Source organism: Streptomyces sp. NPDC048612 (assembly GCF_043199295.1).
Taxonomy (GTDB): domain Bacteria; phylum Actinomycetota; class Actinomycetes; order Streptomycetales; family Streptomycetaceae; genus Streptomyces.
The window spans coordinates 300,254-327,200 of record NZ_JBICVV010000002.1 but is presented as its reverse complement, the minus strand read 5'-3'; the positions used below and the strand labels follow the sequence as shown (position 1 = coordinate 327,200).

The 26,947-nt window shown below is 71.5% G+C and carries 18 protein-coding genes and 1 tRNA gene; 6 read left to right on the top strand and 13 right to left on the bottom strand.

All coding sequences use genetic code 11. The annotated features are described in order from the left end of the window. Nucleotides 1-41 precede the first annotated feature (41 nt). On the bottom strand, nucleotides 42-854 hold the full coding sequence (locus tag ACGFN2_RS04705) for a TetR/AcrR family transcriptional regulator (RefSeq protein WP_362603683.1): 813 nt from the start codon (nucleotides 852-854) through the stop codon (nucleotides 42-44). 597 nt (nucleotides 855-1,451) lie between these two features. Between ACGFN2_RS04705 and ACGFN2_RS04700 the strand changes: the two genes are divergently transcribed. Both ACGFN2_RS04700 and ACGFN2_RS04695 read left to right on the top strand, forming a co-directional pair. Further along, nucleotides 1,452-3,548 (top strand): bifunctional polysaccharide deacetylase/glycosyltransferase family 2 protein, encoded by a 2,097-nt coding sequence (locus ACGFN2_RS04700; RefSeq protein WP_362603680.1) that lies wholly within the window; start codon nucleotides 1,452-1,454, stop codon nucleotides 3,546-3,548. 609 nt (nucleotides 3,549-4,157) lie between these two features. Then, entirely contained in the window at nucleotides 4,158-5,282 is a 1,125-nt protein-coding gene (locus ACGFN2_RS04695) for an LCP family protein (RefSeq protein ID WP_393357995.1), read from the top strand. Nucleotides 5,283-5,381: 99 nt separating this feature from the next. On the opposite strand, the gene ACGFN2_RS04690 is transcribed toward ACGFN2_RS04695, so the two are convergent. Continuing rightward, the gene (locus tag ACGFN2_RS04690) at nucleotides 5,382-5,831 is read right to left on the bottom strand and encodes a DoxX family membrane protein (RefSeq protein ID WP_362603676.1); all 450 of its coding nucleotides are present in this window, start codon (nucleotides 5,829-5,831) and stop codon (nucleotides 5,382-5,384) included. 189 nt (nucleotides 5,832-6,020) lie between these two features. Here ACGFN2_RS04690 and ACGFN2_RS04685 point away from each other — a divergent pair, with 189 nt between their 5' ends. Beyond that, nucleotides 6,021-7,238 carry an amidohydrolase family protein gene (locus ACGFN2_RS04685; protein ID WP_362603674.1) on the top strand — a complete coding sequence of 406 codons (1,218 nt, stop codon included), beginning with the start codon at nucleotides 6,021-6,023 and terminating at the stop codon, nucleotides 7,236-7,238. A gap of 78 nt (nucleotides 7,239-7,316) precedes the next feature. Here ACGFN2_RS04685 and ACGFN2_RS04680 read toward each other — a convergent pair whose 3' ends face one another. Next, nucleotides 7,317-7,844: a hypothetical protein gene (locus ACGFN2_RS04680; protein WP_362603672.1), complete on the bottom strand. Its 528-nt coding sequence runs from the start codon at nucleotides 7,842-7,844 to the stop codon at nucleotides 7,317-7,319. 258 nt (nucleotides 7,845-8,102) lie between these two features. Between ACGFN2_RS04680 and ACGFN2_RS04675 the strand changes: the two genes are divergently transcribed. Then, a complete protein-coding gene (locus tag ACGFN2_RS04675; protein WP_393357521.1) occupies nucleotides 8,103-9,014 on the top strand; it encodes an FkbM family methyltransferase in 912 nt (303 codons plus the stop codon). 4 nt (nucleotides 9,015-9,018) lie between these two features. Here ACGFN2_RS04675 and ACGFN2_RS04670 read toward each other — a convergent pair whose 3' ends face one another. From ACGFN2_RS04670 to ACGFN2_RS04640, 7 genes are all read right to left on the bottom strand, one after another. Next, a complete protein-coding gene (locus ACGFN2_RS04670) occupies nucleotides 9,019-11,238 on the bottom strand; it encodes an ABC transporter permease (RefSeq protein WP_393357519.1) in 2,220 nt (739 codons plus the stop codon). Continuing rightward, on the bottom strand, nucleotides 11,235-11,903 hold the full coding sequence (locus tag ACGFN2_RS04665; protein WP_393357993.1) for an ABC transporter ATP-binding protein: 669 nt from the start codon (nucleotides 11,901-11,903) through the stop codon (nucleotides 11,235-11,237). The genes ACGFN2_RS04670 and ACGFN2_RS04665 overlap by 4 nt, the downstream gene beginning before the upstream one ends. 447 nt (nucleotides 11,904-12,350) lie before the next feature. Continuing rightward, nucleotides 12,351-13,115 carry a glycosyltransferase family 2 protein gene (locus tag ACGFN2_RS04660; RefSeq protein ID WP_362603669.1) on the bottom strand — a complete coding sequence of 255 codons (765 nt, stop codon included), beginning with the start codon at nucleotides 13,113-13,115 and terminating at the stop codon, nucleotides 12,351-12,353. Between the two features lie 663 nt (nucleotides 13,116-13,778). Continuing rightward, complete coding sequence (locus ACGFN2_RS04655) at nucleotides 13,779-17,816, bottom strand: hypothetical protein (protein ID WP_393357516.1); 4,038 nt, start codon at nucleotides 17,814-17,816, stop codon at nucleotides 13,779-13,781. 750 nt (nucleotides 17,817-18,566) lie between these two features. Next, nucleotides 18,567-18,640 (bottom strand) — tRNA-Pro (locus ACGFN2_RS04650). A 12-nt stretch (nucleotides 18,641-18,652) separates the two neighbouring features. Then, nucleotides 18,653-19,381: an integral membrane regulator gene (locus tag ACGFN2_RS04645; RefSeq protein WP_362603666.1), complete on the bottom strand. Its 729-nt coding sequence runs from the start codon at nucleotides 19,379-19,381 to the stop codon at nucleotides 18,653-18,655. A 143-nt stretch (nucleotides 19,382-19,524) separates the two neighbouring features. Then, a complete protein-coding gene (locus ACGFN2_RS04640) occupies nucleotides 19,525-20,451 on the bottom strand; it encodes a metallophosphoesterase (RefSeq protein ID WP_362603664.1) in 927 nt (308 codons plus the stop codon). A gap of 126 nt (nucleotides 20,452-20,577) precedes the next feature. On the opposite strand from ACGFN2_RS04640, the gene ACGFN2_RS04635 reads away from it, so the two are divergent. After that, nucleotides 20,578-21,042, top strand: a complete 465-nt coding sequence (locus ACGFN2_RS04635; protein WP_362603662.1) for a GatB/YqeY domain-containing protein — start codon at nucleotides 20,578-20,580, stop codon at nucleotides 21,040-21,042. A gap of 106 nt (nucleotides 21,043-21,148) precedes the next feature. Here the strand turns inward: ACGFN2_RS04635 and ACGFN2_RS04630 are convergent, their stop codons facing one another. Beyond that, nucleotides 21,149-23,338: a transglycosylase domain-containing protein gene (locus ACGFN2_RS04630; protein WP_362603661.1), complete on the bottom strand. Its 2,190-nt coding sequence runs from the start codon at nucleotides 23,336-23,338 to the stop codon at nucleotides 21,149-21,151. 383 nt (nucleotides 23,339-23,721) lie between these two features. Between ACGFN2_RS04630 and ACGFN2_RS04625 the strand changes: the two genes are divergently transcribed. Continuing rightward, the gene (locus ACGFN2_RS04625; protein ID WP_362603659.1) at nucleotides 23,722-24,063 is read left to right on the top strand and encodes a WhiB family transcriptional regulator; all 342 of its coding nucleotides are present in this window, start codon (nucleotides 23,722-23,724) and stop codon (nucleotides 24,061-24,063) included. 242 nt (nucleotides 24,064-24,305) lie between these two features. On the opposite strand, the gene ACGFN2_RS04620 is transcribed toward ACGFN2_RS04625, so the two are convergent. Continuing rightward, nucleotides 24,306-25,691 carry an ArsA family ATPase gene (locus ACGFN2_RS04620; protein ID WP_393357513.1) on the bottom strand — a complete coding sequence of 462 codons (1,386 nt, stop codon included), beginning with the start codon at nucleotides 25,689-25,691 and terminating at the stop codon, nucleotides 24,306-24,308. Next, nucleotides 25,688-26,746 carry an ArsA-related P-loop ATPase gene (locus tag ACGFN2_RS04615; protein WP_362603655.1) on the bottom strand — a complete coding sequence of 353 codons (1,059 nt, stop codon included), beginning with the start codon at nucleotides 26,744-26,746 and terminating at the stop codon, nucleotides 25,688-25,690. The genes ACGFN2_RS04620 and ACGFN2_RS04615 overlap by 4 nt, the downstream gene beginning before the upstream one ends. Nucleotides 26,747-26,947: the final 201 nt, after the last annotated feature.

The following is a 26,947-nucleotide window of genomic DNA, read 5'->3' as shown; positions in this document are numbered from 1 at the left end:
ACCGCACGAATCCGTCCCGCGGAGGAATCCGCCGCGCCACCTCAGTCACGTATCTGCCGGCGCATCTCCTGTATGCAGAGTTCGGTGAAATGCTCGTGGACGGCGATGATGTCGGGCGCGGCCGCGGCCGCCGCGGCGCGCGTACGGGCAGAGAAGGCATCCGGCCCCGAACCGGAGTCCGGCGCGGAGCCGAACACCAGGTCAGCGCCGGGGGCAGGGGCGGCGGCGGAGTCCGGGACGCCGGGGACCGGCCCCGCGCCGTCCGGCACCTCCAGCGCGTCCCGGATGGTGCGGGCCAGGATGTCGGCGCGTGCCTCCAGGCTCTCCGGGCCGCGGTCGGCGAGCAGTGACTCGGAGAGGAAGAAGCCGGTGGACATCGCCAGCAAGGCGTATTGCTGGTGCGCCACGTCGGTGTCGTCGCGTACCAGACCGTGTGCGCGGAGCACTTCCAGATGGCGGCGCAGATTCCGGTCGCCCTGCACCATCAGCTCCGCCAACTCGTTCCTGGCGGTGTGGTTGAGCCGGCCGAGGACTTCGGTGTCGTCGGAGTAGAGCGCGCGCAATACCGGTTCGCCCTGGAAATCGATGAACTGCCGCCGCATCATCCGGCTCGGCAGAATCTCCAGCGGATCGTTCCGCAAATGCGTCAACTGCCGGTGATGAATGCGGAATTGAGCCTTCAGTATGACGGCGAGAAGCAGTGAGTCCTTGGTCTTCCAGTGCAGATAAACCGTGCCCTTGCCGACCTTGGCGCGCCGGGCGATCTCGTCGATCGTCACCCGCCCGTAGCCCCAGGCGAGCAGCAGGTCCCCTGCCGCGTCCAGGATGCGGTCGGCGCGCTGCGCCCGTTCCATGCCGTCTCCCCCCGCCGGCTCCGTGACCAGATTTCGAATCCGGTCACCCAGTCAAAGTTAGGCCCGGCGAACCCGATGGATAAGGGTGTTTTCGGCCACCGGCCGGAACGGCCTCCCGGAGCGGTCAGGTGTTAGAACACTCTCAGCGCCGGGCGGCCCGGTGCCGCGTTGCAGAGGCCGCAATACCGGGCAAACGGCGCCCGCAATATCTTCCTGACCTGGACAAACGGGCCCGGGGTGGCGTGGCCCCGCCGCCGGTCCGGGGGCTTGTCATCGCGGTGAAGGGGCATGGCCGCAGGCCGCTGCCCGTGATCCGTGATGGGTACACTCGCCGACCATGTGTGAGGGCAGCCGGAACGCAAAACGGCAGAAAATACGTGCTTCCCAGCGGGGTGCCGACGCTTCCGTCCGGCACGGAAAGGTGCTGCGGAACGCCGTCGACGCGCTCGGACGCGCCTCCCGCCGGGCGCCCGCCGCGGCCGACGGCGGCGTCCCGGCGTGCCGCACCCGTGCCGGGACACCCCCGGCGACAGCCACCGGCGCCGCCGTCCGAAGACTCCTCGCCCCGACCCTGCCCGAGGGCGCCCCGGTCGCGCCGTGAGCCGCCGCTCGAAGGGTGGCCGGCACGCACAGTCCCGTGATCCGCGCGGTCACTGGCTGTTGCTGATCCTCATACTCCCCCTCGCCTTCGGCGCCCTGCTCTTCGAGGGCTGGACCACCCACGAGGTCGACGCCGCGAAGACCCGGCGCGACTGCACCACGCCGGTGCCCAGGGCCGTGGACAAGGGCGGACCGGTGGTGCGCCTCGACGGCGGCAAGGTGAAGTCCGCCGGGATGCCCGCCCGTAATGTCGCGCTCACCTACGACGGCGGCCCCGACCCTGTATGGACGCCGCGCCTGCTCGACCTGCTGCGCAAGCACCATGCGAAGGCCACGTTCTTCCTCCAGGGCGCGCAGGCCGCCCAGCATCCGGACCTGGTACGGCGCATCAAGGCCGAGGGCCATGAGATCGGCTCGAACACCTACACCGGTGCGGTCATGGGCTCGGCCTCGGATTTCCGGGCCCGGCTGGAGCTGTCGCTGACGCAGTCGGCGCTGGCGGGCACCGCGGGCATCCACACCGACCTGCTGCGGCTGCCCCAGACCACCGCGGTGGACACCATGTGCGGCCCCGAGTGGAAGGCCGCCCAGCGGGCCGCCGCGGACGGCTACACCCTGGTGGCCGCCGACCGGTGGTTCCGTAAGCCGGCCCAGGGCGTGGTCCGCCAGTTCAGCCAGAACGACATCGCCTATCACGACACCGAGAAGCTGCTCAGCAACCCCAGGATCGACAAGTTCACCACCGTGACCTGGGGGGCGGGCATGCCCGCAGCCGACACCCCGGCCCCCGCCTGGGAGCAGTGGGTGGGCAAGGCCCTGGTCGGGATCAAGATCGCCGGGCATGCGTTCGTCGGCGGGATGACCTGGGTTCTCGGCATCGGCGGCGCCCTGGGGGTGCTGCGGCTGGCCTCGCTCCTCTTCTTCGCCCGCGCCCATGTCCGGCGGCTGTCGCGCATCCGGCCGGGTTCCCCCTGGCTGCGCGAGGTCGTCGAACCGGTGACGGTCCTGGTCCCCGCCTACAACGAGTCGGCCGGCATCGACTCCACCGTCCGTTCGCTGCTCGCCTCCACCCACCAGCAGCTCCAGATCATCGTGATCGACGACGGGTCGACGGACGACACGGCGGACATCGCCGCCCTGATCGACGACCCCCGCGTGGAGGTGATCCGCCAGCCCAACTCGGGCAAGGCCGCCGCCCTGAACACCGGTCTGGCCCACGCGCGCCACGCCATCGTGGTCATGGTCGACGCCGACACCGTCTTCGAGCCGGATGCCGTCCACCAGCTCGTCCAGCCCCTCGCCCACCCGGCCGTGGGCGCGGTCAGCGGTAACACCAAGGTCGGCAACCGCAACCGTCTGCTGGGCAGATGGCAGCACCTGGAGTACGTCTTCGGGTTCAACCTCGACCGGCGGATGTTCGAGGTCCTGGAGTGCATGCCGACGGTCCCCGGCGCCATCGGCGCCTTCCGCCGGGACGCGCTGATGGGCGTCGGCGGCGTCAGCGAGGACACCCTCGCCGAGGACACCGACCTCACCATGGCCCTGTGGCAGGCGGGCTGGCGGGTGGTCTACGAGGAGTCCGCCATCGCCTGGACCGAGGTGCCCACCTCGCTGCGGCAGCTGTGGCGGCAGCGGTACCGCTGGTGCTACGGCACCCTCCAGGCCATGTGGAAGCACCGGCGTGCCGTGATCGAGGTGGGCCCGGCCGGCCGCTTCGGACGCCGCGGCCTGAGCTACCTCACGGTCTTCCAGGTCGCCCTGCCGCTGCTCGCGCCGATCGTCGACGTCTTCGCCCTCTACGGGGCGCTCTTCCAGGGGCCGGTGCTGGCGGCCGGGGTGTGGGCCGGCTTCCTCGCCCTCCAGCTGGCCTGCGCCGGATACGCCCTGAAGCTCGACGGCGAGCCGGTGCGGGAACTGTGGGCGATGCCACTCCAGCTCTTCGTCTACCGGCAGCTGATGTACCTGGTGGTCATCCAGTCCGTGGTGGCCTTCCTGCTCGGCACCCGGCTGAAGTGGCAGCGCATGCACCGCTCCGGCACCGCCGCACAGCACATCGGCCAGGCGCCCGCGTACGAGAGCCTGCCGTCGGGATGACGGCCCCCTTCGCGCTCCACAGGTGTCCGCCCGGTTCAGGACCGGGCGGACACCCGGGCGGCACGGCCGGACGCCGCCCGGCGGCCGCCGCGTCCGCGACGCCGCTCCAGGAGCGCACATTCAGTGCATTCTGCCCTTTCGTTTGTGCATATCCCCACACACCGGTTGGCGAAGTGGACATGAGCATGCAGACTTCCGCGCATGACTGAATGGCTGGAGGGGCCGCTCGACGGGAACTGGCGCGGCGGCGAAGCGCAGGCGGAGTACATCGGCACCGGGCAGATCTGGCACCCGGCCGGCCACCCGCGGCAGGCACACCCGCCCCAGGCGCCCCCGTCCCAGGCACCCCCGGCATGGCCCTTGGACTACGACGCGTACGGCAGCGGGCACGACGCCGCCTACGGCACGGCGCACGACGCCACGTACGGCACGGCGCACGACGCCACGTACGGCACGGCGCACGACGCCACGTACGGCACGGCGCACGACGCCACGTACGGCACGGCGCACGATGCCACATACGGCACGGCGTACGACGCCGCATACGGCACCCCGTACGACGCCGCGTACGACAGCGTCCCTCAGGCGCCCGCCACGGCCCAGGCTCCGGTGCCCGCGGCGCCCCCGGCACCGCCACCCCGTTTACACAGCACCCCCGGCAACGGGCGGCCCCCGCTCCGTACCGGACCCGCGGGTCCGGGCGACGGCGACGGTCACACCGGTCGCGGCAGGCGTGCCGCGGGCCCGCGGCGCCGGATCGTCCGGGTGCTGATCGTTCTGGCCACCGTGCTGGGCCTCGGCTCCGCCGGCACCTACGTCTGGGCCGACACCGAGCTCAACCGCGACGTCGACCTCGCCAAGATCGCCGACCGCCCGTCGAAGGGCGGGGGCACCAACTATCTGATTGTGGGTTCCGACAGCCGGGTGGGCCTGTCCGACCGTGCCAGGAAGAACCTGCACACCGGTGGCTCGGCCGACGCGGGACGCCGTACCGACTCGATGATCCTGCTGCACACAGGTGAACACGGGACGACGATGGTCAGTCTTCCGCGTGACTCGTGGGTGACCGTGCCGTCGCACATCCGCCCCGAGACCGGCAAGCACTACCGCGCGTCGAAGAACAAGCTCAACGCGGCGTTCTCGTTCGGCGGTCCCGATCTGCTCGTCCGGACCATCGAGCACAACACCGGCGTGCACATCGACCACTACACGGAGATCGGCTTCGCGGGCTTCGTCGGCATCGTGAACGCGGTCGGCGGGGTGCCGATGTGCCTGGACCGGGACATCAAGGACGAGAAGTCGGGCGCCGACCTGAAGAAGGGCTGCCACACCCTCGACGGCCGTACGGCACTCGCCTTCGTCCGCCAGCGCCACCAGGAGGCCAAGGGCGACCTGGGCCGCAGCCAGAACCAGCAGAAGTTCCTGGCCGCGCTCGCCCACAAGGCCGCCACCCCGGGCGTCCTGTTCGACCCGGGCACGATGTACCCGACGATGAGCGCGGGCCTCGGCACCCTCATCGTGGACAAGGACACCGGCCTGCCGAACCTCACCTCGCTCTTCAAGGCGATGAAGGGCGTCACCGAGGGCGACGGCAAGCGGCTCAATGTGCCCGTGGCGAGCCTCGGCTTCCCGACCTCCAAGGGCAGCGCCGTGCTGTGGAACAAGCGCAAGGCGCAACAGCTCTTCGGCGAGCTGAGCAAGGACCGCCCGGTGACCGTCAAGGAGAAGAACTGACCGTCACGCCGCCCACCCGGCACGGCCCCGTCCCGGGTGGGCGTACGGGCGGCCGCCCGCGACCGGCCGGCCGATCCGGCTGAGGGAACAGCCCCTCGCCTAAAGGAACAGCCCCCAGGCCCCGTCCAGCGACCAGCTCTGCCAGCTCATGGCGAGCAGCGCGGTGACGGAGATCAGCGTCATCATCAGGTTCTGCCCCTGCTCCGCCCAGTCGTGGATCATCAGCACGAGGTAGACCAGGTTGAGCACCGCCCCGGCGACCAGGGCTATCGGCGTCAGGAAGCCCACGATCAGGCCGAGGCCGAGCGCGAGTTCCGCGTAGGCGACGACGTACGCCATCAGCCGGGGGCGGGGCTTCACCAGGCGGTCGAAGCCCCTGCGGACCACGGGCCACCGGTGGTCGGCGGCGATACCGGCCGCCCAGGTGATGCCGCCGCCCGCGAACCAGGACTTCTTGTCCTTGTGGCGCCAGCTCTCCAGCCACCACAGCCCGAGCCCGATCCGGAGGACGGCGAACCACTCGGCACCGCTGAGCCACACCGTCTGCATGCTGCCCCCTCGACTCCGCAAGCTGAACTGACGATGCGTCAGTTCAGCGGACGGCGGGCGATACCGCAAGGGGTGGAGTTGCCTGCCTCGCCTTGTCGTCGCACGGGCGAGCCCATAACCTCCGAACTGATGGGTCGTCAGATATCGGCCCGAGGGCGTGACTCAGCGGCAGGCAGTTGGGGGTACAGCGTGATCAGCAACCAGAGCGGCACGGCGGAGCTTCCCAGGGTCATCAGCGTGGACGACCACGTGATCGAGCCCGCGCACCTCTTCCGTACCTGGCTCCCGAAGAAGTACCAGGACAAGGGGCCGAAGCCCTTCACCGCCGGCATCGGCGAGCTGGCCTACGTCGGGGGGAAGTACCGGTTCACGACGGACCCCGAGGGCCAGATCACGGACTGGTGGGAGTACGAGGGACTGATCTTCCCGTACAAGCGCATCATCGCCGCCGTGGGCTTCTCCCGTGACGAGATGACCCTGGACGGCATCACCCGGGAGCAGATGCGGCGCGGCTGCTGGGACCCCAAGGCCCGGCTGGCCGACATGGACCTCAACCACGTGGAGGCGTCGCTCTGCTTCCCGACGTTCCCGCGCTTCTGCGGCCAGACCTTCGCCGAGGCCGAGGACAAGGAGGTCGGGCTGGCCTGCGTCCGGGCCTACAACGACTGGATGGTGGAGGAGTGGTGCGGGGACAGCGGCGGCCGGCTGATTCCGCTGTGCCTCATCCCGCTGTGGGACATCGACCTGGCGGTCGCCGAGATCCACCGCAACGCCGCCCGCGGGGTCCGTGCCGTGACCTTCAGCGAGATCCCGACCTACCTGGGGCTGCCGTCCATCCACTCCGGCTACTGGGACCCGTTCTTCGCCGCGTGCGAGGAGACCGGCACGGTCGTGAACATGCACATCGGCTCGTCGTCCCAGATGCCGGCGGCCTCACCGGACGCGCCGCCCGCCGTACAAGCCTCCCTGAGCTTCAACAACGCGATGGCCTCGATGATGGACTTCCTGTTCAGCGGCGTCCTCGTGAAGTTCCCCCGGCTGAAACTCGCCTACAGCGAGGGCCAGATGGGCTGGATTCCCTACGCCCTGGAGCGCGCCGACGACGTCTGGGAGGAGCACCGGGCGTGGGGCGGGGTGAAGGACCTGATCCCCGAACCGCCGTCGTCTTACTACTACCGGCAGATCTTCTGCTGCTTCTTCCGCGACCGGCACGGCGTCGAGTCGATCGAGACCGTGGGCGTCGACAACGCCACCTTCGAGACCGACTACCCGCACGTCGACTCGACCTGGCCGCACACCAAGGACGTGGCGGCCGAGCATGTGGCGGGCCTGTCCGACGAGGTGACGTACAAGATCCTGCGCGGCAACGCGATCCGGATGCTGGACCTCCCCTTCGACCGGGACTGACCTGCCCACCCCACACCGCTCCTGTCCGGCACCGTCCCTGTCACGGACCGACGCTGCCGGACAGCGTGCGGCGCGGCGCTACAACCAGCCCGCCGCCCGGGCAGCGGCGACCGCGGCGTCCTCCGCCGCCTCCGCCGCGGCGTTCAGCCCCTCGCTCCGGCCCCTCCCCTCCCGCCCGGCGGCCAGCCCCGCGGCCTGCGAGGCCTTGAGGGCGGCCTGGTACGCGGCCTCGCAGAGCTCCGTGGCGCCGTGGGAGCGCGCGATCTGGGCGGCGAGTACGGAAGCGGCGGCGGCGTTCCGGGCCTGCCGGGCGTCGGCCGCGGGGTCCGCCACCCCCTCGGCCAGCGCGGCGAGCGCACCGGCGGACAGCCGCACCGCGTTCACCGCCTTCGCCGCGTCCTCCGCCGGCACCGCGATCACCTCGCCCGGGTCCGCCGCCACCCCGGCGAAACGGCACGCGCCCCGGGTACGCCCGTCGGCACTGCGCGCACGCGCGGTGTGCCGGGCCCTGAGCGCCTCCCCGGCACCCGTCGCCACCGCCTCCCGGGCCGGAGCGGCAGGGGAGGGCGGTGCCCCCGGCACCACCTCTGCGTCGGACTCACTCATCGCCGTCTCCTTGTCTGTCAGAGCGACACTGCCGCGCGGACGGGTATCCCCCGCCGGCCGTGGGCACGGTGACGGTCAGAGCCGGGCGACGGGTGCCGCGCAGGGTGGCACGCCCGGCCTCAACAGACCAGAGCGGTGCCCGAATCCCACCGCCCGCACACACCGGCACGAGGGCCCCGGAGACACTGGCCGTACGGGGACGGCCGAGGGCCACGGTGCGACAGAAGCCGACGGAGAGACGACCGAATGAGCAACACCATGAGCGAGACGCTGACCACGCTCGGGCGCGGATACCTGCGGGACGCCCCCGGCTTACTGGGAAAGGCGGCACTCGCCACGCGCTACCTCAACCCGCGGCTGCGGCAACACCCCCGCCGCCGCGTAGTCCGCACCCGCTTCGGCGCCACCATGGCCGTCGACACCCAGGACCTGATCCAGCGCTATGTGTACATGTTCGGCCTCTGGGAGCCCCACATGACGCACTGGCTGCAACGCCGCCTCCGCCCCGGCGACACCTACGTCGACGTCGGCGCCAACGTCGGCTACTTCAGCCTGCTCGCCGCCCAACTCGTCGGAGAGCAGGGCCGGGTGGTCGCGATCGAGGCCTCACCGACGTATCACGCCCAGATCCGCCGCCACTCCGACCTCAACGGCCACACCAACATCCGCACCCTCCACACCGCCGTCGCCGACGCACAGCGGACAGTGACCCTCATCCTCGCCAGCTCACAGAACATGGGCGCGGCCAGCATCGTCCCGTACGACGGACCGGCGGAGGCCACCCACGAGGTCGAGGCCCATCCGCTGCCCGACCTGCTGGACGCGGACGAGACCGCCACGGCCCGCGTGATCAAGATCGACGTCGAAGGCGCGGAAGGCGCCGTCATCCGCGGCCTGGCCCCCCTCCTCGACAAGCTCCGCCCGGACGCGGAACTCACCGTCGAAGTCACCCCCGCCCGCATGGAAGCCCTGGGCGAATCGCCCGACGCCCTGCTCAAAACCATGCAGGAACACGGATTCCACCCCTACCGCCTCCCCAACAGCTACGCCCCGGCCAGCTATCCGGCGGCGCTGCACGGTTCTCCGGCGGCGCCGGTGCGGTGGCGTGGGCCGGTCGTCGAGGAAAGCGACCTGATCTTCTCCCGGACGGATGCGGAGCTGCTGCCCTGAGAGGTCATTCGCCGTAGGGGCGCCACCGGCCCGACTGGCGTACGGCCGCTCGTGCGCCCCACCACCAGGTCAGGAGGGCCAGGATCGCGAGCGCCCCCGCTGTGGTGGCCAGGACGTCACCCGACAGTGCGACGCCGGCGGCGGCCCTTTCCTGGGGGGCCGCGAGCCGGTCGGCGGTGATCACGCTCGTCGCGATCGCCGCCAGCAAGGGCACGAGCAGCGCCCATGCCGCCGTCGAGTAGTAGACCTTCCGCGTGCCGGTGAGCACGCTCAGTGGCGCGACCTTGCGGCTGAACCTCAGGAACTCGGCCAGGTTGGCGAGGGCGACGGCCAGGGCGACGATCAGCACTCCCGGCACACCGAAGAAGATGACCCACCTGCCGTGCGCGGCGGACTCCCGGGCCCCGACGAGCCATTCGGCGCCCGGCGCATCGGCACCCGCGGAAGCGACCGGGAGTGAGTCCCGCAGCCGCTGCTTGATCTCCGCCTGAGGCAGATCCATGCCCCCGGTGGCGACGAGGACCAGCTTCGCGGGGGCGGAAGAGGCCTGGCCGGGAAGGACGGGACCTTGCCGCACCTCGAACCGGTCCACCGCCGGACCGACCCAACGGAGCGCTTCCACCAGACGCTGGTCGGCCACCCGTGCGGAGACGGTCGCAGGCCGTGCCGAGCAGCGGAGCCGAAGAGTACGCAAGGTGTGGCAGGGGCCCTGGACACGGGCCGGGGCCGCAGCCGTTGGGTTCTTCGGCCGGTACACGGCGAAGCTCTCCACCCCGGCCGGAAGACGGCCGAGTACCTCTCCCACCCTCCTGAGGGGGAGCTGGTCGGAGAGGTTCACGAGCAGGATGCTGTGGCCGACCCGGCGCGCCGTGGCTTCCGCCGCTCGGGCGTTCGCCCCGAACTGTGCGTTCTTCAGCTGTACTTGCGAGACCAGTACCAGAGCGATGCCGACTCCGGCGACCACGCGGGCGGTCGCACCCGGGTGAGCGGCGGTGTACCGGCCGGATACCAGCGCCCCCGCGTCGCCCGTCCGCCGTGACCAACGGGCAAGCCGCGGCCCCAGCGCGGCGGCAGCGACCGCGACCGCGCAGGGGAAGGTCGCCATGACCGCGACCACGCCGGTGTTGTAGAGCCTCATTCTCAGATCGGCGTAGTGGGAAGGGTCCAGTTGTGCGGGCCCCCACACCGTGGCGAAGAGCAGAACGGGGCAGGCGAGCGCCGCCCAGTGAACCGCCCGGCCCCGGTGCGCGGCGAGGCGCGTCGACCGGGACGTCCGCCGGGTTGCCGGGCGGTGCACCAGGCACACCAGAAGGAGCATCCCGGCCCAGGCTGCGAGACCGCTGAGGACGATCGCGACCCACCACCGCCGGAGGTCTGCTGACGACAGCCAGTACGTGATCCACGGCAACCGGATGTCGCCGAGGGCTGTCACCGCGACGGCGGGCAGGGTGCCGAGCACGGCACCGGCTGTCACAGGGACCGCGGCTTCTCCGAGATGGAGGAGGGCGCGATGGCCCCGGCCACCGCCCAAGGCGCTGACAAGGGCCGTGCGTCTGTCCCGTCCGGCAGCGCCCGTGCGTACCGCGACGAAGGCGAGCGCGGCAGCGGGCAGCAGGATCAGATAGAGGGCTGTCAGGAACGTGCCACGGTCGGCGATGAACCGCACATCGCCGGTAGGCATGCCGCCGGCACCGAAGCCGACGACGGGGTAGGCACTCCTCCTGTCGAGTTGCCGGTCCGTGGGGTTCACGTAGGCGTAGCGCTCACCAGGGCCTGCCAGGCCGGTGTCACCGATGGTTCCGACGACCTCGCCGTACCGGTGCACGGCACCTTCCGACCGCAGGAGACGCGTCAGTTCCGGGGAGAGCACCGCCTCGCCCGGGGCAGGCCAGCGGTCGACGCCTGGCGGCGGTGCCGTGCGGGAGGACAGCGGACGCACGTAGACCAGGCTGAACTGCCGTCCCCCGGCCTCGTCGAAATCCGCCTTGGCCAGCGCCGTCACCGGGCGGGCGGGAAAGGCATCCTGGAACTGCAGACCGCGGGCGGCGGTCCGCTGCCCGATCCCGTCGTACACGGCGTACGTCGCGGCCACCGCTGTCAGCCCAAGGGCCAGAACGGCGGTGGCCAGTAGCAGTGCGACCGCCCGGACCTGGCTGCCACCGGCCCGCCGCCCCGCTGCACGGCCGATCCGCAGCAGCTGCCACGACAGCGCATCGCGTCTCACGAGCGGTCCCCGGCCCGCCGCCGCACCAGCGCCGCCCCTGTGAGTTCCAGGCAACGGTCGGCCCGGTCGGCCACCTCGGCGTCGTGAGTGACCACGACCAGCGCGCAGCCCCAGCGCCGGGGAACGTCGAACAGCAGCTCACTGACGCTGTCCCGCGTAGCGCGGTCCAGCGCTCCCGTCGGCTCGTCCGCGAGCAGGAGGGCCGGCTCATTGACCAAGGCCCGTGCGACAGCAGTGCGTTGCCGCTCACCGCCCGACAGACGGTCCGTCGGTGCCCCGTCACACGGCACCCCCAGATCACGGAGGAGGCCCTCCGCGCGCTCGTAGGCCCGGGCACTCGGGGTCCCGCCCAACAGCGCCGCCAGCGCTACGTTCTCCACCGGGGTCAGCTCGGGCAACAACTCACCGAACTGGAAGACCACACCCATGTACCGGCTGCGATGGCGCTCCAGTGCGCGCTGCCGCATCCGTACGACATCCTGGCCGGCCACGTCGACGCGCCCCTGCGCGGGTCGGATCAGCCCCAGCACACAGCCGAGCAAGGTGCTCTTGCCGCTGCCGCTCGGTCCCACCACCGCAGCGGACTCTCCGGCACGGACCTGGAGGTCCACACCGTCCAGCAGCATGCGGTCCGCGACTGCGTAGCGCAGTCCGCTGACCGTCAACACCGGTTCGCCCGCGCCCGTTCCACCCTTGCCCCGACCCACTGGTCCCTCTCCCGGGACCCACCGGTCCCACTCCCGCCCACCCCTCACACCGCAGGACGTCCGGCAACCGGACGCTCCTGCGCAGCTCGGTCACCACTGCCGATACCGCTGTGGACGACGCTGCCGGGGGATGTGGCGCGGCAGCGCTCCGTGTGGGCCGTCGTGCCCAGCTTGTGGATCTCTACCGCGCCCCGGATGCCGGGACAAGCGGGATGGGGGGAACAGTGACCGAATCCGGTGCACGTCGGAGAAGTGGTCACTCTCCACAGGCCCGGAAATACGGGGCACTTCCCCTGCCGCGGGAAGAAAGCGGAGTGACGCGTTATTGGCCGTTTTCGGACAGCTCGCTCGGTGGCGATCGCAGGCGTCCGGACGGTGCGACCGCCCCGGTGCGTGCGGCACCCCTCACCCCACACCCCCACCCGGATAACGCCACTCCCACCCCGCCAGCTGCCGGGCCCTGGCCTCCACTACGGCCATGCGGGCGGCGCGTTCGGTGGTGTCGGTGTGGGAGGGGTGGCTGGTGGCCTGGCCGGGCCACTTGCGGTAGTGGAGGCCTACCTCGGAGGAGAACCAGCCGCGGCTCGTGGCGTTGAGGGCGAGCAGCAGGCCGGTGTCCTCCGAGGCCGGGAGGGCCATCCAGCCGCCGAGGGCGAGGACCAGGTCGCGGCGCATGAAGAGGGTGGCCGGGTGGACCTGGGCGCGGAAATCGTTCGCCTTCCAGAAGTCGAGCACGGCGCCCCGCTCGATCGGGCCCGGTGCCGGGTCGCCGGGAAAGCCGGTGGTGGAGCCGTCGGGCAGCAGGTCGAGGGCGCGTGAGGCCGCCCAGCCGAGGCTGCTGTCGCCTTCGAGGGCGGCCAGGTCGCGGGCCAGTGTCCCGGGGGGCAACTGGTCGTCGGCGTCCAGGACCTTGAGGTACTCGCCCTGCGCGTGCGCGAGGGCGATGGTGCGGGCGACGCCGGGGCCGCCGGGCCGTCCCTGCCGGAACGTCACCCGCGGGTCATCGGGGACGCAGGGGGCGACGTCCCCGGTCGTGCCGTCTTCCTGGATCACCCAGTGCCACTCCCACCCGTCGGGGAGTTCCTGGCGGCGGAGCGACGCGTAGGCCTCCGAAAGGAAGGGGGCCGAGGGGGCGTGGACGGCGGTGACGATGATGATGCGCCGGCGCACGGCACTCACACCTTTCCAGCGAGTGGTGAACAGCATTCCGTGCGGCCGCCGGGCGGGAGTTCCAGCGTGCCTCCTGGGCTCCGGCTCACCTGCGCGGATGGCCTCACCCTACGGCCCCTGGGAGATGCCGACGCGGGGAGAATGCGGAACCGGCGCCGCGACGCCGTGCACGAGCGGGACCGGGAAGTGCGGGATGCCCGCGGCGCGGAATCCCTTCCAGGAAAACCGGACCTGTTGCAGGGTTTCTCCCTTTGTGAAGACCACGAAGGCAGTGAAGTCGGCGAAGAGCGCGAAGCGGCCGAAGAGCGTGAAGTCGGCGGAGCCGCGAAGTCTGCGGAGCCCGTGAAGTCGGCGGGGATAGACGGCCGTTCCGGGCCGCCGGGCAAGAGGGGGAGCCCATTCCCTATTCCGGCGCGGGGCATGAAAGCGCCCGATCGCTGGCGACGGGGGATGCACCAGCGATCGGGCTATGGCCAACAGTAGCAAGCCTGCCCGCTCAATGGGAGCCAACTGCTGAATTCAAACGCGGAGTTGTGGCTGGAGTCACGTGGCGCAGGTCCGGCGACGGGGAAAAACGGGGAGTTCGGGGCGCCTTGAAGACGGCCGGGGGCTTCCCGTCCGGCGGCGCTCCCGACCCCGTCGTGCGGCGGAGTCGCCGTGCGGTTACTCAGCGCACGGCGGCTCGTACGGGAGAAGGGGCAGATACTCGCGCCATTTCTCCCGGGTCAGAACGCCGCGGGTGGTCGAGCAAATACGGCGAATGGCCTTGTCGGTGTCCAGGTTCCACAGCCGGACGGTACCGGCGCCGCTCGACACCCCGAGCAGATGGCTTCGGGGGCTGAACGAGAGGAAATTGCCCGTCTTGGCGTTGGGGCTCGTCGACTGCCCGATGGGAGCGGCCCTGGAAGGGCTCACATGCCAGAACCGCACCGTGTTGTCGTTGCCGCCGCTCGCCAGCGTGTGCCCGTCTTCGCTGAAGGTCAGCGACACGACCGCTTCGGTGTGGCCCGTGAGCGGGGAGCCCCGCAGGGTCGCCTTACGGGGATCGGTGGTGTTCCAGAGCCGTACGGTGTCGTCGTCGCTGCCGCTGGCCAGTGTGTGGCCGTCGGGGCTGTAGGTGAGCGAGTTGACGGGACCCAGGTGGCCCCGGAGGGGCTTGCCGCGCGGTGTGGTGTGACGCGGGTCGGTGGTGTCCCAGAGCTGCACCGTGGCGTCCGCGCTGCCGCTGGCGAGGGTGCGCCCGTCCGGGCTGAAGGCGAGCGTGTTGACGTAGCCTTTGTGGCGGGTGAGCGGTGCGCCGAGCGGACGGGCGCGGGACGGGTCGCCGACGTTCCACAGCTGGATGGTGTGGTCTTCGTAGGCGCTCGCCAGCGTGCGGCCGTCAGGGCTGATGGCCAGCGCGTCGGGGCCCGCGAAGCGTGTCCGCAGCCTCAGCGGCTTCCCGTAGGAGACCGGACGGGCCGGATCGGAGACGTTCCACAGCTCCACCGTCTGGCTTCCCATCAGCACGGCGAGGGTGCGCCCGTCGGGGAAGAACGCCAGCGAGCGCAGGTCGCCCTTCCCGGGGGTGAACGGTTTGCCCAGCTGGACGGGCCGCTTGAAGTCCCGTACGTTCCACAGCCGCACGCGTCTGTCGCCGGAGGCCGTGGCGAGCACCCGGCCGTCCGGGCGGAAGGCGCCGACCTGGCCGACCATGTTCGACGTCGGGATCGACCACAGCCGGACCTTGCTGTCGCCGCTGCCCGTGGCGAGGGTCCGCCCGTCGGGGCTGAAGCCCACCGCGAACATGTCACCGCTGCTGCCCGCGAGGGGCTCGCCGACCTGCGACGGGTACGCCGGATCGCTGACGTTCCACAGGCTCGCCGTGCTGTCCGCGCTGCCGGCGGCGAGCATGTTGCCGTCGGGGCTGAACGCGACCGACCACAGCGGGCCGGTGTGTCCGGTGAGGGGCGCGCCGATCGGTGCCGCGTGACGCGGGGAGTCCACGCTCCAGAGCCGGATGGTGTTGTCGTCGCCGCCGCTGGCGAGGGTGTCGCCGTCCGGGCTGAAGGCCACCGAGTGCACGGTGTCCGAGTGGCCGGTCAGCACGGCGCCGGCCTTCGGACGGCCCCGCCCGGCCACCTCCCACAGCCTGATCCTGCCGTCGTTGCCCCCGGCGGCCAGTGTCCGTCCATCGGGGGCGAACGCCACGGAACGCACCGGGGCGGTGGCGCCGGTCAGGGTGGCGCGTGACGTCGGCCGGCGCGGGTCGGTGAGGTCCCACAGGCGCACGGTGTGATCCTCGTCGGCGGTGGCCAGCGTCCGGCCGTCCGGGCTGAAGGCGAGCAGGAAGACCGTGCCGTTGTGGGCGGCCAGCGGTGCCCCGATCGGGTGCGGGCGGCGGGGGTCGCGCACGTCCCACAGCCGGATCGTCCCGTCGTCCCCAGTGGTGGCGAGGGTGTCGCCGTCCGGACTGAAGACGGCGGTGCTCACCCAACTCGTGTGACCGGTCAGCGCTTTGCCCAGGGGCTCGGGACGCGTCGGGTCCGCCACGTCCCACAGGCGCACGGTCCGGTCGTAGCTGGCGGTGGCCAGGAGACGCCCGTCCGGGCTGAACGAGGTGAGGTAGACGGCGCCGGTGTGGCCCAGCAGCGGGGTGGCCAGCGGCTCGTTCATCATCGAGATCAGCCGGTTGTTGGTGCCCTCGTCGTCGGGCCGCAGGCCATGGGCCACCAGGTCGAGTTGCGCCGACAGGGACGGGTCCGTGTACTGGGCGCGGTCGGCCTGGGCGAGGACCTGCGCGAACACGGTGTCGTCCCGCTGCTGCCAGGCCTCCACCGCGGAGCCGACGGCCAGCAGCGCCATGACGACCAGCGCGGCCACCGCGCCCCGGCTGAGCAGTACGGTGCGCCGCCGCAGCCGGACCGAGGCGGCCAGGAACTCCACCGCGCTGCGGGTCAGGAAGGTGTCGTCGGAGGAGTCCGCCCAGCTGCGGGCCTGCTCCAGACGGGACCCCCGGTAGAGCAGGGACGCGTCACGGTCCGAGCTCTCCCAGGCCCGGCCGTCCTCCTCCAGGCGCTGGCGCAGCAGATTGCCGTTCCGGTCCTCGTCGATCCAGTCGCGCAGCCGCGGCCAGGCGTGCAGCAGCGCCTCATGGGTGATCTCCACCGCCTCCGAGTCGAGCGTCACCAGCCGGGCGTGCACCAGCGCTTCGAGCGATTCCTCCGTTTTGCCCGGGTCCGTTGACTCGTCGGCCAGTTGGTTCCGCTTGCCCCGCCGACGGGTGGCCTGGGTGTCCTCGCCGAGCCGGACCAGCCGGAGGAGGAGCAGCCGCGCGGCGGTGCGTGCCGTCGGGTCGAGACCGGACCAGGCCCGCTCGGCGGTCGCCGCCACCGCGCCCTGGATGCCGCCCGTCGCGCGGTAGCCGGACAGCGTCAGCCGGCCCGCCTTCCGCCGCTGCCAGGTGGCGAGCAGCGCGTGGGAGAGGAGCGGCAGCATGCCCGCGTCGTGCGCCCCGCTGGAGCCGTCGGCGCTCACCTCCCGGACGATCAGCTCCGCCAGCCCCGGTTCGAGTTCCAGGCCCACCGCCTTGGCCGGGCCGGTCACCGCTTCCCGCAACTCGGCGGTGGTCAGCGGACCGAGCACCATGTGCCGGTGCTGGAGCGCGTCGGCCAGCTCGGGATGCCCCAGACACTGCTCGTAGAAGTCGGCCCGTATGCCGAGGACGACGAGCACGGGGGCCGGGTCACCCGGAGAGGGGGGTCCCCCCTTTTCGAGCGGGGCCGAGGACGTGGGGGAGGGCGTGCACACGGCGTGCAGGAGCTGGATGAAGGTGCGCCGGGCCGCCTCGTCCGGGCAGAGCGTGAACGCCTCCTCGAACTGGTCCACGATCACGACCGGCCGGGCGGCGGCGGGCGCCTGCCCCGCCCACGCCGCGGCGGCCTCTCGCACCGCGTGCGCGAAGTCCGGAGTGCCGGGTTCCGGCGCCGACGGTCCGGCGGACAGGACCGGGGCGAACTCGGGAATCCGCCCGGCCAGTTCCGCGAGCGGATCGCCGCCCGGCACCAGTTGCAGCACCTCCCGCTCCGGGCCGCTCCCGTCGTCCGGGGCGCCGCTGCGCAACGCGGGCACCAGACCGGCGTTCAGCAGCGACGACTTCCCCGCCCCCGAGGCGCCCACCAGCATCACCAGGCCCCCCGTCCGCTCCGCCGCGCGCAGCTGGGCGACCAGGGCCTCCGTGCTCCGCTCCCGCCCGAAGAACCACCCGGCGTCCTGCTGCCGGTACGAGGCCAGCCCGCGGTACGGACACACTCCGGCGGCGGACGGAGCCTCGGCCGGGGCGCGCTCCTCTTTCGGTGCGGACGCCGCGGCGCGGTCGCCGACCGGGTCCGCGACCGCGCGCTCCCACAGCCGCTGCCACTGGGCCGGGTCGTAGAGACCGGGGGACACCGGCGTCGGCCGCTGCCGCCGCGCCTGCGGAATCAGGACGTGCAGCACCGCCGCGAGCGCGGCGAACTGCGCGGGTACGTTCTTGGCCCGCCGCCAGTCGCTGATGCGCTGCACGGACACCCGCACGGGCCGCCCTCGTTCGTCGACCCGCTGCAGCCGGACGACCGCCTCGGCCACCTTCTTCAGCGGAGGGTTGCCCGCCTCCTTGTACAGCAGCGCGAGACGCTCCGCGAAGGCTGTACGTGCCCCTGAGTCGGCACTCAAGGCTTCCACCCCCTACGTCCCCCGCACTTGGACATCCGGACCGGAAAACTCACCTTAGCTGTCTGACCTGTGGTTAAACGGTCGCTCCGATACCGGAACCTCCCCGCAGGAAGCCACAACTGGCAGGATCTCGAACCAGCGGCGCAGCAACCGGGCTTACCCGGACAGCCCGCCGGCTCAGCACTCGGAGACCACTTCAGACGCACGTTCGCGGTCACCTTCCGCCCGAGTCAAGAGCCGGTGACGACGTCCCGGACCGCGAGCACCAGGGACCGCACCACCGGTCCCCTCCGGAAACGCTGCCACGCCGACCACGGTTCCGGCCCTTCCCGGAGATCCGCGCCGGTACGGGGGGTGCGGATCGACACCGCCCGCGCCGTTCGGCACCGGTCCCCACGAGGGGAGGGACCGGTGACGAACGGCGCGGTGTGACGTCCGGCGTACGGCTCCGTACTTCAACGCGACCCGGCCGGACCGCCCGACGGGACCGACGGCCGCTCCCATGAACGGGAGCCCCGGAGCCCGCCCCACCGAGACCACCGGCCCCATGGGGGCCTTTTGTGTCCCGGATCACAACGGATGCGAAGCCCGCCGGGCGGAAAACTCGCCGAAGAGGCGCCAGGAGACGGGCCTTTGGCGATGGGGACTCCGAAGATGCGCATCCACGATCCGAGCCCGGCCGCTCCCGTGATGCCCCGGAAACACCTCAGGCCCGGTCTTCCTTGACGGAAAACCGGGCCTGAGCCGTTGTTTCTTCAGTCGGGGTGGCGGGATTTGAACCCACGACCTCTTCGTCCCGAACGAAGCGCGCTGCCAAGCTGCGCTACACCCCGAAGCAACGAGCTCTACTTTAGCGGACTGATCCCCGTAGGTGAAATCCGGTTCTTGTGGAGCGGGGGAGAGGGCCTGACCTGGTCGGCTCCGATGGTGATCAAAGGGAGCAGGAAGGCGGCGAGCGCGAGGGTGAGAGCGGTGGTGGCGGTGGGCGGCGGGGCCCCCGCCGTGGTGGGGAAGGCGAGGGCGAACGCGAGGGAGAGGAGGGGGCAGGCCGCCCACTGCCAGGCGTAGGGCAGGCGGAAGCGGCGGGGAGGGGTGAGCAGCAGCCAGTCGGCGAGGGCGGCGAGCGGGGTGAGGGTGGTGAGGAGGAGGGCGGAGAGGGCCTCGGCAGTAGTGGCGGCGCCGGTCCGCGGCAGGGTGAAGGCGGTCGCGTCGGCAGCGGGGAGGCCGTAGTGGCTCAGGGCCGGGAGGGCGAGGGAGGGGAGGACGGCGCCGGTGAGGCGGGGGCTCACGGGGCGGCGGCCGGTCCAGGCGCGGTGCGCGGAGCAGGCGGCGACCAGCGCCAGGGCGAGGTTGGCCTGCACGGTGAAGCGGGTGAGCAGCTGGGCCGGGGCGGGCGAGCCGAGGGCGGCGAGGAGCAGGCCGGTCAGTGCGGCCGCGGCGACGAGGGCGCGGAAGGCGGCAGCCAGTGGGCGGCGGATCGTGGGGGCGACGGCGGCGGCCGGGGTGCGGGCGGCGGCCGCGGCCGGGTCGGTGGCGTGGCGCGTGGACTGCGAGGTCCGGGTCGGATCGGACATTCCTCCACGTTAGGGGGATGATCGCCGGGGCGGGGAGACCTGATCCGGCAAAACCGCGGGTCGTCCACCAGGCCCACGTCCGAGGCCCACACGTGGGGCCCGGCGGCTCGGCTCTCAGGAACCCGAGCCGCCGGGGCGCGGCCTCAGTCCCGCGCCGTCAGGGTCAGCAGCGTCGCCTCCGGGGGGCAGGCGAAGCGGACCGGGGTGTAGCGGTTGGTGCCGCAGCCCGCGGAGACATGGAGGTAGGAGGTGCGTCCGTCGGCGGTGTGGGTGGACAGGCCCTTCACCCGCTCGGTGTCGATGTCGCAGTTGGTGACGAGCGCCCCGTAGAAGGGGATGCAGAGCTGGCCGCCATGGGTGTGCCCGGCCAGGATCAGGGGGTACCCGTCGGCGGTGAAGGCGTCCAGCGAGCGCAGGTAGGGGGCGTGGACGACGGCCAGCGAGAGGTCGGCGCCGGATTCCGGGCCGCCGGCCACCTCGGCGTACCGGTCCCGCTTGATGTGCGGGTCGTCCAGGCCGGTCAGGGCGATCTCCAGGCCCTCCAGCTTCAGGCGGCCGCGGGAGTTGGACAGACCGACCCAGCCGGCCGCGTCGAACGCGTCGCGCAGCTCTTCCCACGGGTTGTGGACGACGCCCACGGCGGGGGCGTTGCCGTTGAGGCCGTGCCGGCCCTGGGCCCGCTCGATCAGATAGCGGGCGGGGTTGCGCAGCTTCGGGCCGTAGTAGTCGTTGGAGCCGAAGACGTACGCGCCGGGGAACTCCATCAGCGGGCCGAGCGCGTCCAGGGTCTCGGGGACGCCCTCGGTGTCGGAGAGGTTGTCGCCGGTGTTGATGACGAAGTCGGGGCGCAGCCCGGCGAGCGACTGCAGCCAGCGCTGCTTCTTGCGCTGTCCGCTGACCATGTGGATGTCGGAGACCTGCAGGACGCGCAACGGCCGCATACCGCGGGGCAGTACGGGCACGGTGACGCGCCGGAGGCGGAAGGAGCGGACTTCGAAGCCGGCGGCGTAGGCCAGGCCGGCCGCGCCGACTGCGGTCAGGGTCAGGGGTACTCCGTATCGCGCGCGCATGGGTCCCATCGTCGCAGAGAGCGGGGGGTGGATGCAGCGCACGAGCGGCCCGTCGGGGGGCCGGGTGTGGCGGGGCGGGAGGAAAAGGCGCGCCGGTTGTCGGCGGGTGGGGGCATACTCAACGTCATGACCACGCTCAAGTCCAAGCTCAAGGACGACCTCACCGTCGCGATCAAGGCGCGCGACGAGCTGCGCTCCTCCACCCTCCGTCTCACGCTGACCGCGATCCAGAAGGAGGAGGTCGCGGGCACCGAGTCGCGTGAGCTGTCCGACGGCGAGGTCGAGAAGATCATCGCGCGGGAGGCGAAGAAGCGCCGGGAGGCCGCGGACGCCTTCGAGAAGGGCGGCCGCGCGGAGTCGGCCGAGCGCGAGCGCGCCGAGGGCGAGCTGCTCGCCGAGTACCTGCCCAAGCCGCTGACCGACGACGAGCTGGAGCAGCTGGTCGCGGCGGCCGTGGCGGAGGCCAAGGGTGCCGGGGCCGAGGGGCCGCGGGCGATGGGCGCCGTCATGAAGATCGTCAACCCTCAGGTGGCGGGCCGCGCCGACGGCGGCCGGGTGGCCGCCGCGGTGAAGAAGCTGCTGGCCGGCTGAGCGGCCGGTCCGCGTTCTCGAAGGACGGCTGAGGGGCGCCCCCGTGGTGGGGGCGCCCCTCAGCCGTTGTCGTGAGCCGTTGCCGTACGGGCCAACCGGTCGGCCGTCAGCCGCCGTTGCCGCCGCCCAGGATGTCGGGGAAGCCCGGAATGTGCCAGCCGCCGCCCGGCTTGTTGGCGCCGCCGTGACCCCGGCCGGGCTTGTGCTTGCCGCGGCCCTTGTCGTCCTCCTGGTGCCGGTCCTTGACCGGGTCGTCGATCGGGACGGTGGGCAGCTGGGGCGCGGGCCGGCCGTCGAGCGCGCCGGTCATCGCGTCGCGCCAGATGGGGCCGGGGGTGTCGGCGCCGTAGACCTTGTCGTGCGCGACCCCGCCGATGCTGATGTCGTACATCTTGCGCTTGTGCATCGGGTCGCCGACCCAGACCGCACCGGCCGCGTTCGGGGTGTAGCCGACGAACCAGGCGGCGTAGCGGCTGTCGCTGGTACCGGTCTTGCCGGCGCTGTCCCGGCCCTGGAGGCCGGCCTCCTTGCCGGTGCCGTCCTCGACGACGCCCTTGAGGAGGGTGTTGATCGTGTCGGCGGTCCTCTTGGACATCGCGCTGCGGCAGCTGGTCTGCGGGACCTTCAGCGCCCGGCCGCGCGCGTCGGTGATCGACTCGATGGCGACGGGGGAGCAGTACTCGCCGCCGTTGGCGAAGGCGGCGTAACCGGAGGCCATGGTCAGCGGCGACATCTCCTGCACGCCCAGCGTCATCGACGGGACCTCCTGCAGGGGCTTGCCGTCCGCCCGCTCGATGCCCATCTTCTCGGCCATCTTCACCGCGGGGCAGATACCCATGTCGCTGATCAGCTGCACGAAGTAGGTGTTGACCGACTTCGCGGTCGCCTCCTTCATGGCGTACGGGCCGACCTCTTCCTTGTTCTCGTTCTGCGTCGTGTCGGTGCCCTGCCACTCGCCGTCGCAGGTCTGGACCGGGCTCGGGTACGGCATCCGGTACGGCGAGGGGTACTCCTGCTCCGGATTCGTCCCCTGTTCCAGCGCGGCCGCCGCGATCACCGGCTTGAAGGTCGACCCGGGCTGGTAGCCGGCGCCGCCGCCCATGTCGTGGTCGACCGAGAGGTTGATCACGGTCTGGTTCTCGCCGAAGCCGTACGGGCGCGACTGCCCCATGCCGAGGATCTTGCCGGTGCCCGGCTCGACGAGGGTGGCGGCACCGGCGACCGGGTCGTCGTCGTAGACGTGGTCGCTCAGCGAGGCCTGGACCGACTTCTGCGACTGCGGGTCGAGGGTGGTGCGGATGGTCATGCCGCCCTCGTTCCAGCGCTGCAGGCGGACCTTCCGGTTCTTGCCGAAGTTCTTGCTGGTGAGGAAGACCTTGCGGATGTAGTCGCAGAAGAAGCCGGCGCCGTCGGCGGCGGTGATGCAGCCGTTCTTGGGACGGCTGATCGCCAGCTTGACCGGCTTCTTGGCGGCCGCGTCGGCCTGCGCCTGGCTGACGTCCTTCAGGTCGGCCATCCGCTGCAGCACGGTGTTGCGCCGCTTGGTGGCCTCCTGCGGGGCGCTGACCGGGTCGTAGCGGGTGGGCGACTGGACGATGCCGGCCAGCAGCGCCGACTCCTCCAGGTTGAGGTCCTTGGCGTGCTTGCTGAAGTAGCGCTGGGCGGCCGCCTCGACGCCGTAGGCCTGCTGCCCGAAGAACGTGATGTTCAGGTAGTTCTGCAGGATCTTCCGCTTGCCGAGTTCCTTCTCGACCTGGATCGCGTACTTCAGCTCCTTGACCTTGCGGCCGAGGGTCTGCTGGGTGGCCTGCGCGACCTTGTCCGGATTGTCGCCGGCCTCCTCGACGAAGACGTTCTTCACGTACTGCTGGGTCAGCGTCGAGGCGCCCTCGGAGACACCGCCCGACTGGGCGTTCTTGTTGACCGCCCGCAGGATGCCCTTCACGTCGACGGCGCCGTGCTCGTAGAAGCGCGCGTCCTCGATCGCGACGATCGCCTTCCGGACGTACGGCGACATCTCGTCGAGGCCGACGACCGTACGGTCCCGGGAGTAGACCTTGGCGATCTCGCCGCCCTTCGCGTCCAGAATCCTGGTCCGCTGGCTGAGCGGCGGCGTCTTGAGGTTCGCCGGGATCTCGTCGAAGCCCTCGACCGACCCCTTGGCGGTCAGGCCGAGCGCCCCGGCCGCCGGGAGCGCAAGACCGGCGAGGACCGCTCCGGCCAGAACGCTGACACCGAGGAACTTGGCGGCCTGCTGCGTCTTGGACAGACCTCCGCCATCGCGCTTCTTAGGCATGAGAGCAGCCTACGTTCTCAATCCGCCGGACAGGGGCGCACGTGTTCGTTTAGCCTGTCCTCAGCTGCCACAGCCGAACGGTTACGCATCGGTTCGTCAAGCCCCACTTCCCGCGGGACGCGCCCCCACGTGCCCGCAGGTGCCGAGGAAAACCCCGTGTCAGGGCGGTGAACTGTCCCGCCTTGTACGCAAAGTGACGTATGCCGCACGGTCACTCCGTTGGGTGATCTGCCGCATACGCATAGTCCGTTCGGGCCATCCAAGATTGGGCCCGAAGGGGGTGTTGCGCCCTGCCTGCCTTCCGTAACGTCCTCAACTGGCAACGGTGAATATGCCGCTTGCCGCCGTGGGGGAGCCTCGATTCGGGAGAGGACGGCGCCAGCATGGGCTGGGTAACCGACTGGAGTACGCAGGCAGCGTGCCGCACGACCGATCCGGATGAGCTGTTCGTTCAAGGGGCGGCGCAGAACCGCGCCAAGGCGGTGTGCACCGGATGTCCGGTGCGCACGGAGTGCCTGGCCGATGCCCTGGACAACCGGGTGGAGTTCGGCGTGTGGGGCGGGATGACCGAACGCGAGCGGAGGGCGCTGCTGCGTCGCCGCCCGACCGTGACGTCATGGCGCCGGCTGCTGGAGACAGCGCGTACGGAATATGAGCGCAGCACGGGCATCCTGCCGGTGGACTGTGACGACGAAGCCTTCGACGCGTTGGCCGCGGTGGGATAGCCGCGGGCACGGCCGGAGAAGTCGGCCGAGAAGGTTCGGTTGATGGCGCGGTCTGATCGGCCACCTGGGCGCCCTGGGCGTCAGTGGTCGTGAGCTGCACCGGAGTTGGAGGCATGGATGGGGGTGGGCGCGCTGATCCGGCGCGCCCGGTGAAGACGTGATACGGCGCCCGGGGTGTGTGGTGCAGGGCGCTTCGTCGGTGGGCGGGTGGCTGAACCGGCCGTGCGTACGGCCCAGTCGGCTCAGTCGTCGGTGTCTGTGGGGTTCAGCGCCAGACGGTCGCCGATGGCACGCAGCCCCGCGAGGTCATGGACATCGCCGGGCAGCGCGGCGACCTCGGTCACCGGAACCTCGGGGTGCAGCGCGGTGAAGCGGTCCCGTGTGCGCCGTTCGCGCGCGAGGACCTGCATGCGTTCGGCGTGCAGTCGTAGCAGTCCGGCGGCCAGTTGAGCCGCTGAGGCCGGGGTGGATGTCGCGGGCTCCGCCGCGGCGGGGGAGAGGCCGTCGGCGGTACGTGATCCAGCCTTCCCGCCGTCGAGATCCACAATGCCGTCGGCGGCAAGATTATTTTCCGCCCGGTCGGGGGCGGGGCCGGCCACGGTGTCCGGGCTCGCGCCGGCCTCCGCTTCGGTGTCCTCGGGGGCGTCCGCGTGGGTGTCCTCCGCCATGCGGTCCGTGAGGGCCTCCGCCGCGGCCAGGGCGCGCTCGGCGCTCAGTTGGGCGGCGCCGCTGCCGTGCACGCGGTTCAGCACCAGGCCGGCCAGCGGCATCTGCTCGGCCGCCAGCCGCTCGACGAAGTACGCCGCCTCGCGCAGCGCGTCCCGCTCCGGCGCGGCCACCACGAGAAACGCCGTGCCGGGCGCCTGCAGCAGGCGGTAGGTGGCGTCTGCGCGGGTGCGGAAGCCGCCGAACATGGTGTCCATCGCGGCCACGAACGTCTGCACATCGCGCAGCAGTTGACCGCCCATGAGCTTGCTGAGGGTGCCGGTCATCATCGACATGCCGACGTTGAGGAACTTCATCCCGGCCCGGCCGCCGACCTTCGCCGGCGCCATCAGCACCCGGATGAACTTGCCGTCCAGGAAGGAACCCAGGCGCTTGGGCGCGTCCAGGAAGTCCAGCGCGGAGCGGCTCGGCGGGGTGTCGACGATGATCAGGTCCCACTCGTCGTTCGCCCGGAGCTGGCCCAGCTTCTCCATGGCCATGTACTCCTGCGTGCCCGCGAATCCGGCCGACAGGGACTGGTAGAAGGGGTTCTCCAGGATCGCGCGGGCCCGCTCGGCGTCCGCATGGCCCTCGACGATCTCGTCGAAGGTGCGCTTCATGTCCAGCATCATCGCGTGGAGTTCGCCGCCCGCGGTCCCCTCGACGCCCTTGACCTGGCGCGGGACGTTGTCGAGTTCCGAGATGCCCATGGACTGCGCCAGCCGCCGGGCCGGGTCGATGGTGAGGACGACGACCTTGCGGCCGCGCTCGGCCGCGCGCACGCCCAGCGCCGCGGCGGTCGTGGTCTTGCCGACGCCCCCCGAACCGCAGCACACCACGATGCGGGTGGCCGGGTCGTCGAGCAGCGAGTCGACCTCGAGCCGTGGGGCCGAGGCGTCCAGCGTCGTGGTGTCCGAGGTCATATGGGCCCCTGTTTCCGCAGGTCTCTCGCCAGACGGTAGAGCCCGGCGAGGTCCACTCCCTCGGGGAGCAGCTCCAACTCGTAGGTGGGCAGGCCGAGGGCGGTCAGCTCGGCGTGTTCGGCGCGCTCCAGCTCGACCCGCTCGGCGTGTTCGCGTGCCTGCTCCAGGAGGGGGTCGATCAGCCGCTCCGCCAGACCGCCGCGGCGGGCACCGCCCAGACCGGCCTGGGAGAGCGCCTTGGCCACGCCCCCGCGGGCGCTCCGGGCGGCGGTGTCCAGATCGCCGTTGTCCAGCAGCGCCGGGCGGGTCATGTTGATGACGATGCCGCCCACGGGGATACCGGCGGCGCGCAGCTCCTCGACCCCGTCGGCGGTCTCCTGGACGGGCATCTCTTCCAGGAGTGTCACCAGATGCACCGCGGTCTCGGGCGACTTGAGGACCCGCATCACGGCCTGCGCCTGATTGTGGATCGGGCCGATCTTCGCCAGACCGGCCACCTCGTCGTTGACGTTCAGAAAGCGGGTGATGCGACCGGTCGGCGGGGCGTCCATCACCACCGCGTCGTAGACGAACTTGCCGTTCTTGTCCTTGCGGCGGACCGCTTCGCACGCCTTGCCGGTCAGCAGGACGTCCCGCAGGCCCGGTGCGATGGTCGTGGCGAAGTCGATCGCGCCGAGCTTCTTCAGCGCCCGGCCCGCGCTGCCCAGCTTGTAGAACATCTGGAGGTAGTCCAGGAGGGCGCGTTCGGCGTCGATGGCGAGGGCGTGGACCTCGCCGCCCGCCCGTCTCCCGGCACCGCCGCGCGCGCCATCGCCGCCGGACTCGGCGCGCACGGACGCCCACGGCGAGGCGCCTTCCGACGCCGGACCCACCGCGATCTTGCGCTCCTCGTACGGAAGCGCTTCGGTCTCGAACAACTGGGCAATGCCCTGTCGGCCCTCGACCTCGACCAGGAGGGTACGGCGCCCCTCGGTGGCGAGGGCGAGGGCGAGGGCGGCGGCGACCGTGGTCTTGCCGGTGCCGCCCTTGCCGCTGACGACATGGAGCCTGCTCACGCAAAGGAGCCTAACCAGTCCTCGTCCCGGCTACGCACGGGATACGCCTGGGAAGCCCCGGATATCTGCCGCCGGCCCGTCCGGGACGGATCAGGGATGTTCCGTAGGGGTGCGGCGGCCGGGGCCGTGACCAGGCCACCGGACGCCGTGCGGGACGGCTGGGAGCGGGCCGCGGCGGACGGCGTCCACCGCGGTCCTGGA

Excerpts from the sequence above, each read along its gene's own strand:
- ACGFN2_RS04675 (WP_393357521.1), top strand. The coding sequence starts at position 8,103 with ATGAGCGAGACGCTGACCACGCTCGGGCGCGGATACCTGCGGGACGCC.
- ACGFN2_RS04690 (WP_362603676.1), bottom strand. The coding sequence starts at position 5,831 with ATGCAGACGGTGTGGCTCAGCGGTGCCGAGTGGTTCGCCGTCCTCCGG.
- ACGFN2_RS04625 (WP_362603659.1), top strand. The coding sequence starts at position 23,722 with ATGGGCTGGGTAACCGACTGGAGTACGCAGGCAGCGTGCCGCACGACC.
- ACGFN2_RS04705 (WP_362603683.1), bottom strand. The coding sequence starts at position 854 with ATGGAACGGGCGCAGCGCGCCGACCGCATCCTGGACGCGGCAGGGGAC.
- ACGFN2_RS04635 (WP_362603662.1), top strand. The coding sequence starts at position 20,578 with ATGACCACGCTCAAGTCCAAGCTCAAGGACGACCTCACCGTCGCGATC.
- ACGFN2_RS04620 (WP_393357513.1), bottom strand. The coding sequence starts at position 25,691 with ATGACCTCGGACACCACGACGCTGGACGCCTCGGCCCCACGGCTCGAG.
- ACGFN2_RS04645 (WP_362603666.1), bottom strand. The coding sequence starts at position 19,381 with ATGTCCGATCCGACCCGGACCTCGCAGTCCACGCGCCACGCCACCGAC.
- ACGFN2_RS04630 (WP_362603661.1), bottom strand. The coding sequence starts at position 23,338 with ATGCCTAAGAAGCGCGATGGCGGAGGTCTGTCCAAGACGCAGCAGGCC.
- ACGFN2_RS04680 (WP_362603672.1), bottom strand. The coding sequence starts at position 7,844 with ATGAGTGAGTCCGACGCAGAGGTGGTGCCGGGGGCACCGCCCTCCCCT.
- ACGFN2_RS04640 (WP_362603664.1), bottom strand. The coding sequence starts at position 20,451 with ATGCGCGCGCGATACGGAGTACCCCTGACCCTGACCGCAGTCGGCGCG.